Origin of the sequence: Herbiconiux sp., from assembly GCF_004297105.1 — a bacterium.
Lineage (GTDB): Bacteria > Actinomycetota > Actinomycetes > Actinomycetales > Microbacteriaceae > Herbiconiux.
In genome coordinates this window covers 1-15,299 of record NZ_SCVE01000009.1, presented here as the reverse complement: position 1 = coordinate 15,299, position 15,299 = coordinate 1, and the positions used below count along the sequence as shown (strand labels likewise).

The following is a 15,299-nucleotide window of genomic DNA, read 5'->3' as shown; positions in this document are numbered from 1 at the left end:
CTGCCCGATGGTTCGCTCAGAAGCCCAGCCGGCCCAGCAGTTTCGGGTCGCGCTGCCAGTCTTTCGCCACCTTCACCCGGATGTTGAGATACACCTGCTGACCGAGCAGAGGTTCGATCTGGGCACGCGCACGAGCGCCCACCTCGCCGAGCCGCGATCCTTTCGGCCCGATGATGATGCCCTTCTGCGAGTCACGCTCCACGAAGAGATTGGCGAAGATCTCGACGAGATCGCGGTCTTCCCGCTCCCTCATGTCGTCGATCGTGACCGCGATGGAGTGCGGCAGCTCGTCACGCACGCCCTCGAGCGCGGCCTCCCGGATGAGCTCCGAGATACGCGACTCGAGCCCCTCATCGGTGAACTGGTCTTCGGGGTAGAGCCTCTCCGACCGCGGCAGCATGCGGATGATCTCGCTGATCAGCACGTCGAGCTGCACGTGGCTCGTGGCCGACACCGGGATGACGGTCTCCCAGTTGCGCAGCTCGGAGACGGCGAGCAACTGCTCCCCCACCTGCTGCTTCGAGGCCGAGTCGATCTTCGTGACGATGGCGATCTTCTTCGCGCCCGGGAACTGATCGAGCTGATCATTGATGTAGCGGTCGCCCGGGCCGAGCTTCTCATTCGCCGGCAGGCAGAACCCGATGACGTCGACGTCGCCGAGCGTGGACTGCACGAGCGAGTTCAGCCGCTCGCCGAGCAGCGTGCGGGGCCGGTGCATTCCAGGGGTGTCGACCACGATCACCTGGCCCGCAGGGTCGTGCACGATGCCCCGGATGGTCTGCCTCGTGGTCTGCGGCTTCGAGCTCGTGATGGCCACCTTCTCGCCCACCAGCGCGTTGGTGAGAGTGGACTTGCCCACGTTCGGGCGCCCCACGAAGGTCACGAACCCGGCCCGGAAGTCGTCTCCGGATGTCTCGTCGCTCATGCCTTCTCCTTGCGTTCGGTGGTGGTGCGTTCGGTGTTCTTGCGTTCGGTATTCGTGCGTTCGGTGACGCGAATGGGACCGGTGTGGATGCGCACCGGGCCGGTGCTGGACGAGGGCTCGGCACGGGCATCCGGATCACGCCGCACGATCACGGTGACGATGCGCTTGCGCCGCCCGTCGGTGCGGTCGGCCGTGAGCACGAGGCCCGAGGTGTGCGCGACGGATCCGGGCTCGGGCAGGCGGCCGAGCGCCTTCGACAGGAGACCCCCCACGGAGTCGACGTCGTCGTCGTCGAGCTCGAGGTCGAAGAGCTCGCCGAGCTCGTCGACGGGCAGGCGCGCGCTCACCCGGTAGCCGTCGGGATCGCCGTCGTCGTTCTGCAGTGGCTCGACCTCGACCACGTCGCGGTCGTATTCGTCGGAGATGTCGCCCACCAGTTCTTCGATGAGGTCTTCGAGGGTGACGAGCCCCGCGATGCCGCCGTACTCGTCGACCACCATCGCGAGGTGGTTCGACTCGAGCTGCATCTGGCGCAGCGTGTCGTCGACCTTCTTCGACTCCGGGATGAAGAGCGCGGGGCGGGCGAGCTCGCGAACCGGCATGCTGTCGAGCTTCGCAGGCCGCTCGTAGCTCTCGCGCGCCACGTCGCGCAGGTAGAGCACGCCCGAGATCGCGTCGACGTCGTCGTCGGCCACAACGGGAATGCGCGACACGCCCTTGCTGAGGAAGAGACCGAGCCCGTGGCCGATCGTGGCGTCGTCTTCGATGGTGACCATGTCGGTGCGCGGGATCATCACCTCACGCACCACGGTGTCGTTGAACTCGATGATGGAGTGGATGAGCTCGCGATCGTCTTCTTCGAGCACGTCGAGCTCTGTGGCCTCGTCGACCATGCTCAGCAGCTGCTCCTCCGACGAGAAGGTGCCCGACCGGATGCGGCCCGGCGTGACGCGGTTGCCGATCGCCACGAGGGCGTTGGCGATGGGGCCGAGCACGAGTCGCACGATGTGCACGGGCACGGCTCCGTAGCGCAGCACCGCCCGGGCGTGCACCCGCCCGACGCTGCGCGGGCTCGAGCCCACGAGCACGAATGAGACGCCCGTCATGACCACCGCCGAGACGAGCAGGGCCACCCACAGGATGTCGATCGAGAAGGCGAAGGCGATGGTGACGAGCACCGCGGCGGTGGTCTCGAACACGACGCGGGTGAAGTTGACCGCGTTGAGGTGGGCGCCCGGGTCGTCGGCGATGGCCTCGAGCGAGCGCCTGGCGCGGGAGCGCTCCGCGAGCTCGAGCACGTCGGCGCGGGAGAGCGACAGCACGGCCGAATCGACTGCCGCGAAGAAGCCGCCCAGTGCGACGAGCACCAGTGCGGCGAGGAGGAACAGGGCGGTGGTCATTACCGTCGTTTGCGCTCGGCCATCGCGAAGCCCACCAGGATGTCGCGCTGGATGCCGAACATCTCGCGCTCCTCCTCGGGCTCCGCATGGTCGAAGCCGAGCAGGTGCAGGATGCCGTGCGTGGTGAGCAGCAGCAACTCCTCCAGAGTGGAGTGCCCTGCGGTCTGCGCCTGACCCTCGGCCACCTGCGGGCACAGCACCACGTCGCCGAGAAGACCCGCGGGAGTGGGCGCGTCTTCGGTGCCGGGGCGCAGTTCGTCCATCGGGAAGCTCAGCACGTCGGTGGGGCCGGGCTCGTCCATCCACTGCACGTGCAGCTGCTCCATGGCGGCTTCGTCGACCAGCACGATCGCGAGCTCGGCATCGGGATGCACGTGCATCTGATCGAGCGCGTAGCTCGCCAGACGAAGCAGCGCGGTCTCGTCGACGGGGATCGACGACTCGTTGTTGACCTCAATTGACACGTGCGGCGGCCCTATCGTTTGGGGGTGGTGGAGCGCCGGTCGCGGTCGCTCGGGTGATCGGTACGCTGAGCCGCGTTCTCGCGGCGCGCCATCTGGATCTGGTCGTACTTCGTGTAGGCATCGACAATCTGGCCCACCAGGGTGTGCCGCACGACATCCGCACTGGTGAGGGTGGCGAAGTGGATGTCGTCGATACGGTCGAGGATGCGCGTCACCACCTGCAGACCGCTGGTGCCGGTGGGCAGGTCGACCTGGGTGATGTCGCCCGTGATCACCATCTTCGAGCCGAAGCCGAGACGGGTGAGGAACATCTTCATCTGCTCGGGCGTGGTGTTCTGCGCCTCGTCGAGCACGATGAACGAGTTGTTCAGGGTGCGCCCGCGCATGTAGGCGAGCGGCGCCACCTCGATGGTGCCGGCGGCCAGCAGCTTGGGCACGATCTCCGGGTCCATCATCTCGTTCAGCGCGTCGTAGAGCGGGCGGAGATAGGGGTCGATCTTGTCGGTGAGTGTGCCGGGCAGGTAGCCGAGTCGCTCGCCGGCTTCGACGGCCGGCCGGGTGAGGATGATGCGCTCGACCTCTTTGCGCTGCAAGGCCTGCACGGCCTTCGCCATGGCGAGATAGGTCTTGCCGGTGCCGGCGGGGCCGATGCCGAACACCACGGTGTTCTCGTCGATGGCGTCGACGTACTGCTTCTGCCCCATGGTCTTCGGACGCACGCTCTTGCCGCGCGAGGTGAGGATGCTCTGGCTGAGCAGCTCTGCAGGGCTCGCGGCGCGATCGTTCTCGAGGATGCGGGCCGAGGAGTTGACCTCGGTGGGTGTCAGGTCGTGGCCGCCGCGCACCATCACGAGAAGTTCGTCGACCAGGTGGCGCGCGGCTTCGACCTGCGCCGGGTCGCCGGAGAGGGTGATGTCGTTGCCGCGCACGAGCACCGAGACGAGCGGGAACTGCCTCTCGACCGTGGTGAGCAACCGGTCTTGCGGACCGAGCAGCCGCACCATCTCGATGCCGTCGATGTGGAGTTTCGCCTCGCCCACCGGCTGCGGGACGGATGCTGAGGTGTTCTCAGAGGATGCCAAGTGTTGATTCCTTTAGGCCGCCCGCGAGGACGTGGGCGTGCACGTGGAAGACGGTCTGCCCGGAGTTCGGGCCTGAATTGAAGATGAGCCGGAAGTCGCCGTCGGCGCGCTCGGCCGCGATCTGCTTCGCCACTTCGACCACCTCGGCCAGGAGGCCGGGATCGCCGGCGGCGAGCTCGACCACATCACGGTACTGCTCGGTCTTGGGGACGACGAGCACGTGCACCGGAGCCTTCGGCGCGATGTCTTCGAACGCGATCACGCGGTCGGACTCGAAGACGATCGTGGCCGGGATCTCACGCGCGATGATGCGCGTGAAGATCGATGGAGACTCTGTTTGCGGCGTGGTCATGATTCCATCTTAGTTTTCCGCCCCGTGACGCAGGAGGCCCGGGTGCGGATCTGTGGAGAGGTTCGCTACGAGCGTCGAGCTGTGGATACCCGCGGCTACCAGCGCCCGAGCGCGGCGTTCAGCACGGCGAGCGCCGCCGGGCCCGCGGTGGAGGTGCGCAGCACCTCATCGCCGAGGCGCACGGGAGTAGCGCCGGCGCCGGTGAGCAGTGTGAGTTCGCGCGGCGAGATGCCGCCCTCCGGGCCGACGACGAGCACGATCGGCGTCTCGGTCGCCTCGTGGGTGGGGGTGGTGAAGGTGAGCGCCGTGAGCCTCTGCTCGGCCGAGGGCTCGAGCACGAGCATCCGAACGTCTGCCGCGAGACGCACCAACGCAGCGGTGTCGGCGAGGTCGCCGACCTCGGGCACGAAGGGCCTGATCGACTGCTTGGCCGCTTCGCGCACGATGCTCGACCAGCGCTCCACGCCCTTCGCGATCTTGGGTCCCGCCCAGCGCGACACCGATCGCTCGGCCTGCCAGGGGACGACCCCGCTCACGCCGAGCTCGGTTGCAGCCTGGATGGCCATCTCGTCGCGGTCGCCCTTCGCGAGGGCCTGCACGAGCACGATGGCCAGCCGAACCTCGGCGTGACGCTCGACGGTCTCGACCACGAGCTCGAGTTCGCGCGCATCCACCCGCGTGACGATGCCGCGCACGATGACGCCGCGACCATCGCCGATGGCCGTGTGCTCGCCCACGCGCATCCGGTTCACCGTGGCGGCGTGCCGCGCCTCGTCGCCGGTGAGACGCACCACGTCGCCCCGGTCGTGGGGGCTTGCAGCGAGGTCGTCGCAGAGGAAGAGGGAGCTCATGAGGCGTTCCGGATGCGCGTCAGACGTTGAGGAAACGGTCGCGGAGCTTGGCGAACAGACCCTGCTGGAACTGGCCGAGGCTCGGCGCCGGGTACTTGTGTGCCGACGCCAGCTGCTTCATCAGCTCCTTCTGCTTGTGGTCGAGCTTCGTAGGCGTGACCACCTGGATGCCGACCCGGAGGTCGCCCCGGCCGTTGCCGCGCAGGTGCGTGATGCCGCGGCCCTTCACCGTGAGCACCTCAGCGCTCTGGGTGCCCGGCTTGATCTCGATCTCGATGTCGCCGTCGAGCGCCTGGATGGTGGTAGTGGTGCCGAGCACCGCATCCCACATCTGCACCTCGAGGGTGCAGAGCAGGTCGTCTTCGTTGCGCGAGAAGACGTCGTGGTGCTTGACCTTCATCTCGAGGTAGACGTCGCCCTGGGGGCCGCCGGCGGGGCCGACCTCGCCCTGGCCGGGCATCTGGAGCCGCAGGCCCGTCTCGACGCCCGCCGGGATGTCGACCGGAATGGTGCGTCGGGCGCGCACGCGGCCCTGGCCCTGGCAGGTGGGGCACGGGTTCGGGATGATGGTTCCGTAGCCGCGGCAGGTGCCGCACGGGGCGCTCGTGACCACGTTGCCGAGCAGCGACCGAACGGTGCGCTGGATCGACCCCTGACCGTGGCAGATGTCGCAGGTGATGGGCTGCGTGCCCGGCTGGCAGCAGCTGCCCTCGCAGGTCTCGCAGATCACGGCCGTGTCGACCTCGAGGTCGCGGTGCGTGCCGAAGACCACCTCGGAGAGATCGACCTCCACGCGGAGCAGCGCATCCTGGCCCCGCTCGGCACGCGACTTCGGGCCGCGCGAACCGCCGCCCTGGCCGCCGAAGAAGGTCTCGAAGATGTCGCCGAAGCCGCCGAAGCCGCCCGCACCTCCCCCGCCGAAGCCCTGCTGGGGGCCGCGATCGTAGTCGCGGCGCTGGCCGGGGTCGCTCAGCACGTCGTAGGCGTGGGTGACCTGCTTGAACTTCTCCTGCGCATCCGGGCTCGGATTCACGTCGGGGTGCAGCTCGCGCGCCAGGCGACGGTAGGCCTTCTTGATCTCTTCGGGCGTCGCCTCACGCGAAACGCCCAGCACGTCGTAGTGGTCAGCCACCAGGGGCTTCTCCTTCGGATTGGGTCTGGATTCGGGTGGGATGCCGGTCAGCTGGCGCTGCCGGACTCCCCCAGGGTGCGGGACAGGTAGCGCGCCACGGCGCGCACTGCCGAGATGTTGCTCGAGTAGTCCATGCGGGTCGGGCCGAGCACGCCGAGACGCGAGACGGAGTTGCCGATTCCGGAGTAGCCCGACGCGAGGATCGAGGTCTGGCCGAGGCCGAACGACTCGTTCTCGCGCCCGATCGACACCACCACGCCGCGCTGCTCGGCCTCCATCTCGCTGAAGAGACGTAACAGCACCACCTGTTCCTCCACCGCCTCGAGCACCGGGAGGATGCTGCCGTGGAAGTCGTCTTCGGTGCGCACCAGGTTCGCGGCACCCGCGATGAGGAGCTTCTCCTGACGGTTGGCCGAGACCTGCTCGTGCAGGGTGGCGGCGACGACGGATGCGGTGGGGGCCTGTTCGGGGGTGAACCGGCCTGTGACGCCCTCGAGCGCTGCGGCCGCCTCGATGAGACCGAGGCCGCCGATGGCCTCGTTGAACTTCGCGCGCAGATCGGCGATCACCTGGTCGTCGATGTCGGCCGGCACATCCACGATGCGCTGCTCGACGTGGCCGCTGTCGGTGATGATGACGGTCATCAGCTTGCGCGGCGCCAGGGCCACGAGCTCGATGTGGCGCACCCGGGCCTGCGAGCGCAACGGATACTGCACGAGGGCCACCTGGTGGGTGAGCTGGGAGAGCAGGCGCACGGTGCGAGCGAGCACGTCGTCGACATCGACCGACGAATCGAGGAAGGTCTCGATGGCGTGGCGCTGAGCCGGCGAGAGCGGTCGCAGGTCGGAGAGGTGGTCGACGAAGAGCCGGTAGCCCTTGTCGGTGGGCACCCGGCCCGAGGAGGTGTGGGGGGCGACGATCAGCTCCTCTTCTTCGAGGAGAGCCATGTCGTTGCGGATGGTGGCCGCCGAGACCCCGAAGGAGTGCCGTTCGGCGATGCTCTTCGAGCCGACCGGCTCGCGCGAGGCCACGTAGTCCTGCACGATCACGCGGAGCACTTCGAGACTGCGTTCTGAGACCATCAGGAACACCATCCTCTCGAGCTGCCGCGGCCGATGTGCCGACATCCGGAGCCACGGTTTTGGCACTCGTGCTTCCGGAGTGCCAATTATATCCCGCAACACGGCGTCACGGTTCCGGACTCCCTGAGGCAAAATCATTGCCGCACGCCAGCCCGGGCGCTATCTTGTCTCTGTGCGCGAGCCCGCGCACGACCGGTAGGGTTCCTCGCCGAGGTGGCCCAAGGCGCGACGTGCCTGCCGGCCGCAGACCCGAGCGGATCTTCCCCCCGTCTGAAAGGCGCCACATCATGTCCGACCCCAACGCAACACCGCCTTACGACCCGGCCGCTGGCCAGCCGACGCCCGGACAGACCCCTCCCCCCGGCTACCAGGCCCCGCCGCCCGGGTACCAGCAGACTCCTCCCCCCGGCTACCAGGGCGCTCCCGTCGCTGCCGCGCCGCTGTCGCCCGCCGAAGACAAGCAGTGGGCGTTCCTCGGCCAGCTCGGCGGAATCCTCGGCTGGATCCCGCCGCTGATCATCTGGCTGGTCTTCAAAGACCGCGGCCCCCTCACCAACCAGGAGGCCAAGGAGTCGCTGAACTTCCAGATCACGGTCGCGATCTTCGTGGTGGGCCTCTACATCATCGGCACCATCACGGCCTTCATCTTCATCGGCTTCCTGTTCTACTTCCTCGCCTGGGCCGCGCAGATCATCGGACTCATCTTCGCGATCATCGCGGGCGTGAAGGTGAACCAGGGCGGCACCTACCGCTACTTCTTCAACTTCCGCTTCATCAAGTAAGACCTCGCGGACTTCTGCAGACGTCGCGTCGACCTCGGCTCTCACCGGTCGGGTCGGCGCGACGTCTGTCGTTGTGCCCGCGGTTCCGGGTCAGGTGAGGCGGCGTACCACCGCGTCGGCCAGGAGACGGCCCTTCAGGGTGAGATCGAGAGAGCCCCGGATGGCTGCCGGGCCGTCGATCAGCCCGTCGGCGATGAGCCCCGCGACCTCCTGACGGGCCTCCGGTGCCAGCGTGCGCACCGGGAGGGCGCCGCGAACCCGCGCGAGCAGCAGGATCCGCTCGAGTTCCCGGATGTCGCCATCGATCGTCTCGCGGCCGGCGGCGGGCGACTCCCCCGCGGCGATGCGCTGAGCGTAGGCGGCGGGATGCTTCACGTTCCACCACCGGGTGTCACCCACGTAGCTGTGCGATCCGGGCCCGATGCCCCACCAGTCGTTGCCCACCCAGTAGCCGAGGTTGTGCCGCGAGCGCGTGGAGGCGTCGCGCGACCAGTTGCTCACCTCGTACCAGTCGTACCCCGCGGAGGCGAGCACTGCATCCGCTCGCTCGTACATGTCGGCCTGCAGGTCGTCGGACGGTTCGGCCACGACGCCCGAACGGATCTGGCGGGCGAGCTTCGTTCCGTCTTCGACGATGAGGGCGTACGCGGAGACGTGGTCGGGTTCGTTGACCAGCACGGCGTCGAGCGAGCGCTGCCAGTCGTCGATCGTCTCGCCGGGGGTGCCGTAGATGAGGTCGAGGCTCACCTGGACGCCGGCATCCTTCGCCCAGCGCACGACATCGGGGATGCGCTCGGGGTCGTGCGTACGCTCGAGGGTGGCCAGCACACTCGGCACGGCCGACTGCATGCCGAAGCTCACGCGGGTGAAGCCGGCATCCGCGAGGGTCTGCAGGTAGGCGGCGTCGACCGAGTCGGGGTTGGCCTCGGTGGTGATCTCGGCATCCGGAGCCAGGCCCCAGATGTCGCGAGCCGCGTGCAGCATGTCGACGAGCTGGCTCGCCGGGAGGAGCGTGGGGGTGCCGCCGCCGAAGAAGACGGTGGAGAGCATCCGCTGGTCGACTCCGGATGCTTCGAGCACGCCGGCTGCGAACCGCATCTCCTCGATCGCCTGCGAGGAGTAGTCGCTCTGCTTCGCGCCGCGCAGCTCGGTGGCCGTGTAGGTGTTGAAGTCGCAGTACCCGCAGCGCACGCGGCAGAACGGCACGTGCACGTAGAGGCCGAAGTCTCGGCCTACCGACGACACAGCGCCGCTCAGGGGCAGCAGGCCGTCGGCGGGGGCGGGGTCTCCCACGGGGAGCACGGAGTGCACGTCGAGCCCTACACGCCCCGCGCGGGCGAGAGCGATCGCAGGTACCGCTTCGTGGCGCGCCACTGCATGACCCGCAGCACGGGATAGCCGAGGCGGTAGAACCAGGTGCTCGGGCGGGAGAAGGCGCGGATGACGATCCACACCGAATCGTCGGAGAGGTGCTCGACCGAGAAGAGCTCTTCGCCCGACTCCGGATGCCCGGGCAGGGTTCCGTAGGCGAAGCCGCGCCGCCGCGGCTCGTCGAGCACGTAGACCACGCGAACAGGCGCGGTGAACCGCCGGCCGAGAGCGCGGATGGTGAGCACCGCGGTGGCGCCCGGCGACACCAGCGGGGTGCCGTCTTCGCTGTAGCCCTGCTCGGCATCGGCCGCTCGCGGGCCGAGCGGGTTGCCGGCCTCGTCGTAGTCGAGCCCGGCCCAGTCTGTGTCGGTGGGCGCGGGAAGCTGGATGTCGCCCACGGTGATGCCCGATCCGCGCTGCACACCCCAGGCCATGAGCTTGGCGCTCGCGGTCTCGAAGCGGGCGCCACCCGAGCCGATGCGTGCACGGCGCTCCATCGGGCGGAACCCCTTCGGCGGGAAGTAGAGCAGATCGGCGGCCTGTGTGGCGCCGACGGCGGCGTAACTCAGCGGGGTGTCGATCGGTGCGGCCGGCGCAGGCTGGGGCGCGGCCACGGTCACTTCTTGTCCTTCTTCTCGACGTCGCCCGAGAGCGCGGCGATGAAGGCCTCCTGGGGAACCTCGACGCGGCCCACCATCTTCATGCGCTTCTTGCCCTCTTTCTGCTTCTCGAGCAGCTTGCGCTTTCGGCTGATGTCACCGCCGTAGCACTTGGCCAGAACGTCTTTGCGCATGGCGCGGATCGACTCGCGCGCGATGATGCGGGCGCCGATCGCCGCCTGGATGGGCACCTCGAACTGCTGGCGCGGGATGAGCTCGCGCAGGCGGCCCGTCATGAGCACACCGTAGGCATAGGCCTTGTCGCGGTGCACGATCGCGCTGAACGCGTCGACCTGCTCGCCCTGCAGCAGGATGTCGACCTTCACGAGGTCGGCCTCCTGCTCGCCGGCGGGCTCGTAGTCGAGCGAGGCGTAGCCCGCCGTCTTCGACTTCAGGTTGTCGAAGAAGTCGAACACGATCTCGCCGAGCGGCATCGTGTACTTGATCTCCACCCGGTCTTCGCCGAGGTAGTCCATGCCCTGCAGGGTGCCGCGGCGGCTCTGGCAGAGCTCCATGATGGTGCCCACGTAGTCTTTCGGCGCGAGGATCGCGGCATTGACCGTGGGCTCCTTCACGTTCAGGATCTTGCCGCCCGGGAACTCGCTCGGGTTCGTGACCGTGATGGTCTTCTTGTCTTCAGTGGTGACCTCGTAGATCACGCTGGGGGCCGTGGCGATCAGATCGAGGTCGAACTCGCGCTCGAGGCGCTCGGTGATGATCTCGAGGTGCAACAGGCCGAGGAAGCCGCAGCGGAACCCGAAGCCCAGGGCGACGGATGTCTCGGGCTCGTAGACGAGGGCCGCGTCACTGAGCTTCAGCTTGTCGAGCGCCTCACGGAGCACCGGGTAGTCGCTGCCGTCGATCGGGTAGAGGCCCGAGAACACCATCGGAAGGGGCTCGGTGTAGCCGGGCAGCGCGACGGTGGCCGGCTTCGCCGCGGTGGTGACGGTGTCGCCCACCTTCGACTGGCGCACGTCTTTCACGCCGGTGATGAGGTAGCCCACCTCGCCGACGCCGAGACCCTTCGACGGCGTGGGCTCGGGGCTCGAGACCCCGATCTCGAGGATCTCGTGGGTGGCACGCGTCGACATCATCTGGATGCGCTCGCGGGGGCTCAGCTTGCCGTCGATCATGCGCACGTAGGTGATGACGCCACGGTAGGCGTCGTAGACGGAGTCGAAGATCATGGCGCGGGCCGCCGCATCCGGATCTCCGACCGGAGCGGGGATGAGCTCGACCACTCGGTCGAGGAGGTCTTCGACGCCGAGGCCCGTCTTGCCGGAGACGCGCAGCACGTCGTTCGGGTCGCCCCCGATGAGGCTCGCGAGTTCCTTCGCGTACTTGTCGGGGTCGGCGGCCGGCAGGTCGATCTTGTTGAGCACCGGGATGATGGTGAGGTCGTTCTCGAGCGCCAGGTAGAGGTTGGCGAGGGTCTGCGCCTCGATACCCTGCGCCGCATCCACCAGCAGGATGGCACCCTCGCAGGCGGCGAGGCTTCTCGACACCTCGTACGAGAAGTCGACGTGCCCCGGGGTGTCGATCATGTTGAGGGCGAAGGTCTCGCCGTTCAGCGCCCAGGGCATGCGCACGGCCTGGCTCTTGATGGTGATGCCGCGCTCGCGCTCGATGTCCATGCGGTCGAGGTACTGCGCGCGCATGTCGCGGTCGCTGACGATGCCGGTGATGCCGAGCATGCGGTCGGCCAACGTCGACTTGCCGTGGTCGATGTGCGCGATGATGCAGAAGTTGCGGATGGAAGCGGGGTCGGTGGAGGCCGGTTGAAGGGCCTTCAGGGCTTGGGGGCTCACGCATTCCTCTGGACTCGATCGGACGTCCCATTCTGCCATGTACTGGAATGCCGACGCTCCGACCGGGTTGAATCGGTGTATGGCTATCTTCCTCACCGGCGCGACCGGCTACATCGGATCCGCAGTTCTCCGTCAGCTCCGCGCACAGGGCCGCGACGTCGTCGCGCTCGTGCGCACAGAAGACAAGGCGCGGGAGGTGGAGGCGCTGGGCGCCACCGCCGTGCTCGGCGACATCACCGACCGCGAGATCGTGACGCACCTCGCCCTCGAGAGCGATGGCGTCATCCATGTGGCTTCCCCGGGTGACGAGACGAGCGCCCCGACCGACGACGCATTCGTCTCCGCCGTCTTCGCCGGCCTCGAGGGCAGCGACAAGCCCTACGTGCACACCGGTGGCATCTGGATCTTCGGCAACGGTTCCGATCTCACCGAGCGGTCGCCGTTCGATCCGCCGGCCCTCACCGCCTGGCGCCTGCCCGTCGAAGCACGGGTGCGCTCGGCCGCCGGGGTCAAGACCACGATCATCGCGCCCGGCATCGTGTTCGGACACGGGGGCGGCATCCCGAACCTGGTGAAGGATGCGTCGCGCGGGTCGGGCACGGTCCCCTCGCTCGACCTGATCGGCTCGGGCGAGCAGCACTGGACGACCGTGTTCGTCGACGACCTCGCCGAGCTCTACATCCTCGCCTTCGACCTGGCCGACAGCGGCTCGTACTACATCGGCGCGAGCGGCCAGAATCCCACCGTGCGCGAGCTGGGCGAGGCCGCGTCGCTCGCGGCGGGTCTCGAGGGGCGGGTGACGCCGACGTCGGTGTCCGACGTGCACGCACGCCTGGGTGAGGCCTTCGGCGACGCGCTGTTGCTCGACCAGCAGGCCACAGGCTCGGCCGCCCGCATCGACCTGGGCTGGGAGCCGAACGGCCCCTCGCTCCTGGAGGAGCTGCGCTCGGGTTCCTACGCGAGCTGACCCGCTCGCACTCACGCGGGGTCGCAGAATGTGTCGGGCAACGGGCCATTCGGCGACACATTCTGCGACCCCGCGCCGGGCGGGCGGGTCAGTGCGGGAGCGGGGTGGCGCGGGTGACCTCCGCGGGGGTGAGAAAGTGGGCGGTGCGCTCCACGTCGTGTACCAGGGCCACGAGGGCGGCGTTCACGGGGGCCTCGAGCCCGGCCTTCGCGGCTTCGGCCACCACGGCGCCGTTGAGGTGGTCGATCTCGGTGAGCTGACCACGACGGATGCTCTGCAACGTCGACGCGGGATTCGGCGTCGGTCCCATTCGAGCCGCCATCGCCCGCGGGAGGTCTTCGGCGGCCGCGGGCGTCGCGGCGGCCAGGCGCGTGAGCACTTCGTCGTCGAGGCCGAGGAGCGGTTCGAAGCGGATGCCGCGAGCGCGGGCCACGCCCACGGCCTCGCGCATGCTCGCGGTGAGCACGGCGCGGAGCGCATCGTCGGCGACGGTCTGCTGCACCGAGAGTCCCGTGATCGCGGGGAGGGCGTTGACCTGGTTCACGAGCAGCTTCGTCCACTGCGCGCCGAGGAAGTTGGGTGCTCGCTCGATCTCCAGGAAGCCGCCGAGCGTGTCGGCGGCGAGGTCGAAGGCCTCGAGAGAGGTTCCGGGGAGGCGGCCCAGGTAGGTGGGTTCGGCGGTGGTGATCGCCACCTCGCCCGGCGACAGGTAAGAGGCGGCGAAGAGCGCAAGCCCGCCGATCACGGGGGTGCCGGGGAGCTGAGACGCCGCCGCGTCGGCACCTCCGAGGCCGTTCTGCACGACCACGAGGGGCACGCCGTGCAGGGCGTTCGCGTTCTCGGCCAGCGCGGCACGCGCATCCTGCGCCTTCACCGTGAGCACGGCGAGCTGGGGGCGGCCACCGTCACCCCCGCCGGCATCGGGGCCGTCGTCGCGGACGAGTCCACGGCCGTGGCGACCGCTGCCCGCGGCGCGGTCGTCACCGCCCAGAGTCGCGGATGCACGGGGTCGGGCGGTGTGCTCACCCCAGCCGCCGGTGAGATGCAACCCGTGTTCCCGGATCGCCTCGAGCTGATCCCCGCGCGCGGTCACCATGACCTCGTAGCCGGCGCGGTCGGCGACGGCGGCGATCACTCCGCCGACCGCGCCGGCACCGATCACGGCGATCCTCACGGCCGACCGGCCTCCGGCGCGGAGCCGTCGGTGGAGGTACCGGAGGCCTCGGGCGGCGCGACGGCGGCGCGCGGCGAGGCGACCCGGGGAGCGGAAGCCTCCGGAAGCACAGCGGCCGGTGCCGGCGCAGATGGGGCCGGGAGGCGGCGGATGCCTTCCAGGAGGTCGGCCCGGGAGGCGGCGACGCAGAGGCGGATCCACCCCTCGCCCTGGCGCCCGAATGCGGCGCCCGGGGCCACCGCGACCTTCTGCGTGAGCAGGAAGTGCTCGGCCCACGCCGCCACATCGCCGTTCGTGGAGTGCGAGACGTCGACCCAGAGGTAGAACGCCCCGGTCGGCTCGAGGTAGCGGATGCCGCGTTCGGCGAGCAGGTGCGTCGCCGCCTGGAGGTTGTCGCGGTAGTGGGTGGCCGCGACATCGACGTGGTGCTGCGGACCGGTGAGCGCCGCCACCACCGCGCGCTGGGCCGGCGTGTTCACGCAGCTGATCATGGCCTCCTGCGCCGAGCGGAGCAGCGGCGCGAAGCCCGACGGCGTGAGCAGCCAGCCCACGCGGGCGCCGGTGAGGGCATAGGTCTTCGAGGCGGAGAAGACGGTGAGTACACGCTCGTCGTCGCCATCCGACCCGCTCGAGCCGCTCGCCCGGAGCGCTGCCAGACTCGTGTGCGGCGAACCGTAGGAGAAGCGCTCGTAGACCTCGTCGCTGATGACCCAGAGGTCGTGCTCGCGGGCGAAGTCGAGCAGCGCCTGCAGTGTTTCTCGGTGGAAGACCGCCCCGAGCGGGTTCGAGGGCGAGTTCACGATCAGCAGTCGCGTGCGGTCGGTGACCAGCCGGCCCAGCTCCTCGAGGTCGGGTTCGAACCCGTTCTCCGCGCGGAGCGGGTACGGCACGGGCACCGCGGACAGCAGATGGGCGTTCATCGTGAAGGTCGTGTAGCCCGGATCCGGCACGAGCACCTCGTCGCCGGGATCGAGCACGAGCGACATCGCGAGATAGAGCCCCTGGGTGGCGCCGTTCGTGACCCAGACGCGTTCCACATCCGTTCGGATGCCGTTGCGCTCGGCGACCGTGTCGACGATCGCGCGGCGCAGCTCGGGAATGCCCCCGTTCGGCGTGTAGGCGGTGTCGTCGGCTCTGTTGCAAAAATCGTGAAGCTTGAGCATGCTTGGCGGAGATTGGACGGACGGAACGATGACGGATTTCAAGTGGCGCCATTTCCAGGGTGATGTGATCCTGTGGGCGGTGCGCTG

At 68.8% G+C, this 15,299-nt stretch carries 15 protein-coding genes; 2 read left to right on the top strand and 13 right to left on the bottom strand.

All coding sequences use genetic code 11. The features are described from left to right. Positions 1–16 precede the first annotated feature (16 nt). From era to hrcA, 8 genes are all read right to left on the bottom strand, one after another. Entirely contained in the window at positions 17–925 is a 909-nt protein-coding gene (gene era, locus EPO52_RS05520) for a GTPase Era (RefSeq protein WP_290803118.1), read from the bottom strand. Beyond that, a complete protein-coding gene (locus EPO52_RS05515; protein WP_290803114.1) occupies positions 922–2,325 on the bottom strand; it encodes a hemolysin family protein in 1,404 nt (467 codons plus the stop codon). The genes era and EPO52_RS05515 overlap by 4 nt, the downstream gene beginning before the upstream one ends. After that, positions 2,325–2,789, bottom strand: a complete 465-nt coding sequence (gene ybeY, locus EPO52_RS05510) for an rRNA maturation RNase YbeY (RefSeq protein ID WP_290803112.1) — start codon at positions 2,787–2,789, stop codon at positions 2,325–2,327. The genes EPO52_RS05515 and ybeY overlap by 1 nt, the downstream gene beginning before the upstream one ends. 11 nt (positions 2,790–2,800) lie before the next feature. Continuing rightward, positions 2,801–3,793 carry a PhoH family protein gene (locus EPO52_RS05505; RefSeq protein WP_290803236.1) on the bottom strand — a complete coding sequence of 331 codons (993 nt, stop codon included), beginning with the start codon at positions 3,791–3,793 and terminating at the stop codon, positions 2,801–2,803. Positions 3,794–3,857: 64 nt separating this feature from the next. After that, entirely contained in the window at positions 3,858–4,223 is a 366-nt protein-coding gene (locus tag EPO52_RS05500) for a histidine triad nucleotide-binding protein (protein ID WP_290803109.1), read from the bottom strand. A gap of 95 nt (positions 4,224–4,318) precedes the next feature. Further along, complete coding sequence (locus EPO52_RS05495) at positions 4,319–5,074, bottom strand: 16S rRNA (uracil(1498)-N(3))-methyltransferase (protein ID WP_290803105.1); 756 nt, start codon at positions 5,072–5,074, stop codon at positions 4,319–4,321. Positions 5,075–5,093: 19 nt separating this feature from the next. Further along, entirely contained in the window at positions 5,094–6,206 is a 1,113-nt protein-coding gene (gene dnaJ, locus EPO52_RS05490; protein ID WP_290803102.1) for a molecular chaperone DnaJ, read from the bottom strand. Positions 6,207–6,253: 47 nt separating this feature from the next. Then, positions 6,254–7,288, bottom strand: a complete 1,035-nt coding sequence (gene hrcA, locus EPO52_RS05485) for a heat-inducible transcriptional repressor HrcA (protein WP_290803099.1) — start codon at positions 7,286–7,288, stop codon at positions 6,254–6,256. A gap of 287 nt (positions 7,289–7,575) precedes the next feature. Between hrcA and EPO52_RS05480 the strand changes: the two genes are divergently transcribed. Beyond that, positions 7,576–8,070, top strand: a complete 495-nt coding sequence (locus EPO52_RS05480; protein ID WP_290803096.1) for a DUF4870 domain-containing protein — start codon at positions 7,576–7,578, stop codon at positions 8,068–8,070. A 90-nt stretch (positions 8,071–8,160) separates the two neighbouring features. On the opposite strand, the gene hemW is transcribed toward EPO52_RS05480, so the two are convergent. The 3 genes from hemW to lepA are packed head-to-tail and all read right to left on the bottom strand — an operon-like array spanning position 8,161 to position 11,908. After that, positions 8,161–9,381, bottom strand: a complete 1,221-nt coding sequence (gene hemW / locus EPO52_RS05475; protein WP_290803093.1) for a radical SAM family heme chaperone HemW — start codon at positions 9,379–9,381, stop codon at positions 8,161–8,163. A gap of 8 nt (positions 9,382–9,389) precedes the next feature. Further along, complete coding sequence (locus EPO52_RS05470) at positions 9,390–10,055, bottom strand: DUF1990 domain-containing protein (RefSeq protein ID WP_290803089.1); 666 nt, start codon at positions 10,053–10,055, stop codon at positions 9,390–9,392. A gap of 2 nt (positions 10,056–10,057) precedes the next feature. After that, positions 10,058–11,908 carry a translation elongation factor 4 gene (gene lepA / locus EPO52_RS05465; RefSeq protein ID WP_290803086.1) on the bottom strand — a complete coding sequence of 617 codons (1,851 nt, stop codon included), beginning with the start codon at positions 11,906–11,908 and terminating at the stop codon, positions 10,058–10,060. Positions 11,909–11,987: 79 nt separating this feature from the next. Here lepA and EPO52_RS05460 point away from each other — a divergent pair, with 79 nt between their 5' ends. After that, positions 11,988–12,875, top strand: a complete 888-nt coding sequence (locus EPO52_RS05460; RefSeq protein ID WP_290803084.1) for an NAD-dependent epimerase/dehydratase family protein — start codon at positions 11,988–11,990, stop codon at positions 12,873–12,875. Positions 12,876–12,963: 88 nt separating this feature from the next. Here EPO52_RS05460 and EPO52_RS05455 read toward each other — a convergent pair whose 3' ends face one another. Next, positions 12,964–14,049, bottom strand: coding sequence for a ketopantoate reductase C-terminal domain-containing protein (locus tag EPO52_RS05455; RefSeq protein ID WP_290803081.1), 1,086 nt, complete (start codon positions 14,047–14,049; stop codon positions 12,964–12,966). Further along, positions 14,046–15,212: an aminotransferase class I/II-fold pyridoxal phosphate-dependent enzyme gene (locus tag EPO52_RS05450; protein WP_290803078.1), complete on the bottom strand. Its 1,167-nt coding sequence runs from the start codon at positions 15,210–15,212 to the stop codon at positions 14,046–14,048. Before EPO52_RS05450 ends, EPO52_RS05455 begins: the two co-directional genes overlap by 4 nt. Positions 15,213–15,299: the final 87 nt, after the last annotated feature.

What these genes read in the sequence shown, in the direction of transcription:
- era (WP_290803118.1), bottom strand. Translation starts at nt 925, where the DNA reads ATGAGCGACGAGACATCCGGAGACGACTTCCGGGCCGGGTTCGTGACC.
- EPO52_RS05515 (WP_290803114.1), bottom strand. Translation starts at nt 2,325, where the DNA reads ATGACCACCGCCCTGTTCCTCCTCGCCGCACTGGTGCTCGTCGCACTG.
- EPO52_RS05505 (WP_290803236.1), bottom strand. Translation starts at nt 3,793, where the DNA reads ATGGTGCGGCTGCTCGGTCCGCAAGACCGGTTGCTCACCACGGTCGAG.
- EPO52_RS05500 (WP_290803109.1), bottom strand. Translation starts at nt 4,223, where the DNA reads ATGACCACGCCGCAAACAGAGTCTCCATCGATCTTCACGCGCATCATC.
- EPO52_RS05495 (WP_290803105.1), bottom strand. Translation starts at nt 5,074, where the DNA reads ATGAGCTCCCTCTTCCTCTGCGACGACCTCGCTGCAAGCCCCCACGAC.
- hrcA (WP_290803099.1), bottom strand. Translation starts at nt 7,288, where the DNA reads ATGGTCTCAGAACGCAGTCTCGAAGTGCTCCGCGTGATCGTGCAGGAC.
- EPO52_RS05480 (WP_290803096.1), top strand. Translation starts at nt 7,576, where the DNA reads ATGTCCGACCCCAACGCAACACCGCCTTACGACCCGGCCGCTGGCCAG.
- EPO52_RS05460 (WP_290803084.1), top strand. Translation starts at nt 11,988, where the DNA reads ATGGCTATCTTCCTCACCGGCGCGACCGGCTACATCGGATCCGCAGTT.
- EPO52_RS05450 (WP_290803078.1), bottom strand. Translation starts at nt 15,212, where the DNA reads ATGCTCAAGCTTCACGATTTTTGCAACAGAGCCGACGACACCGCCTAC.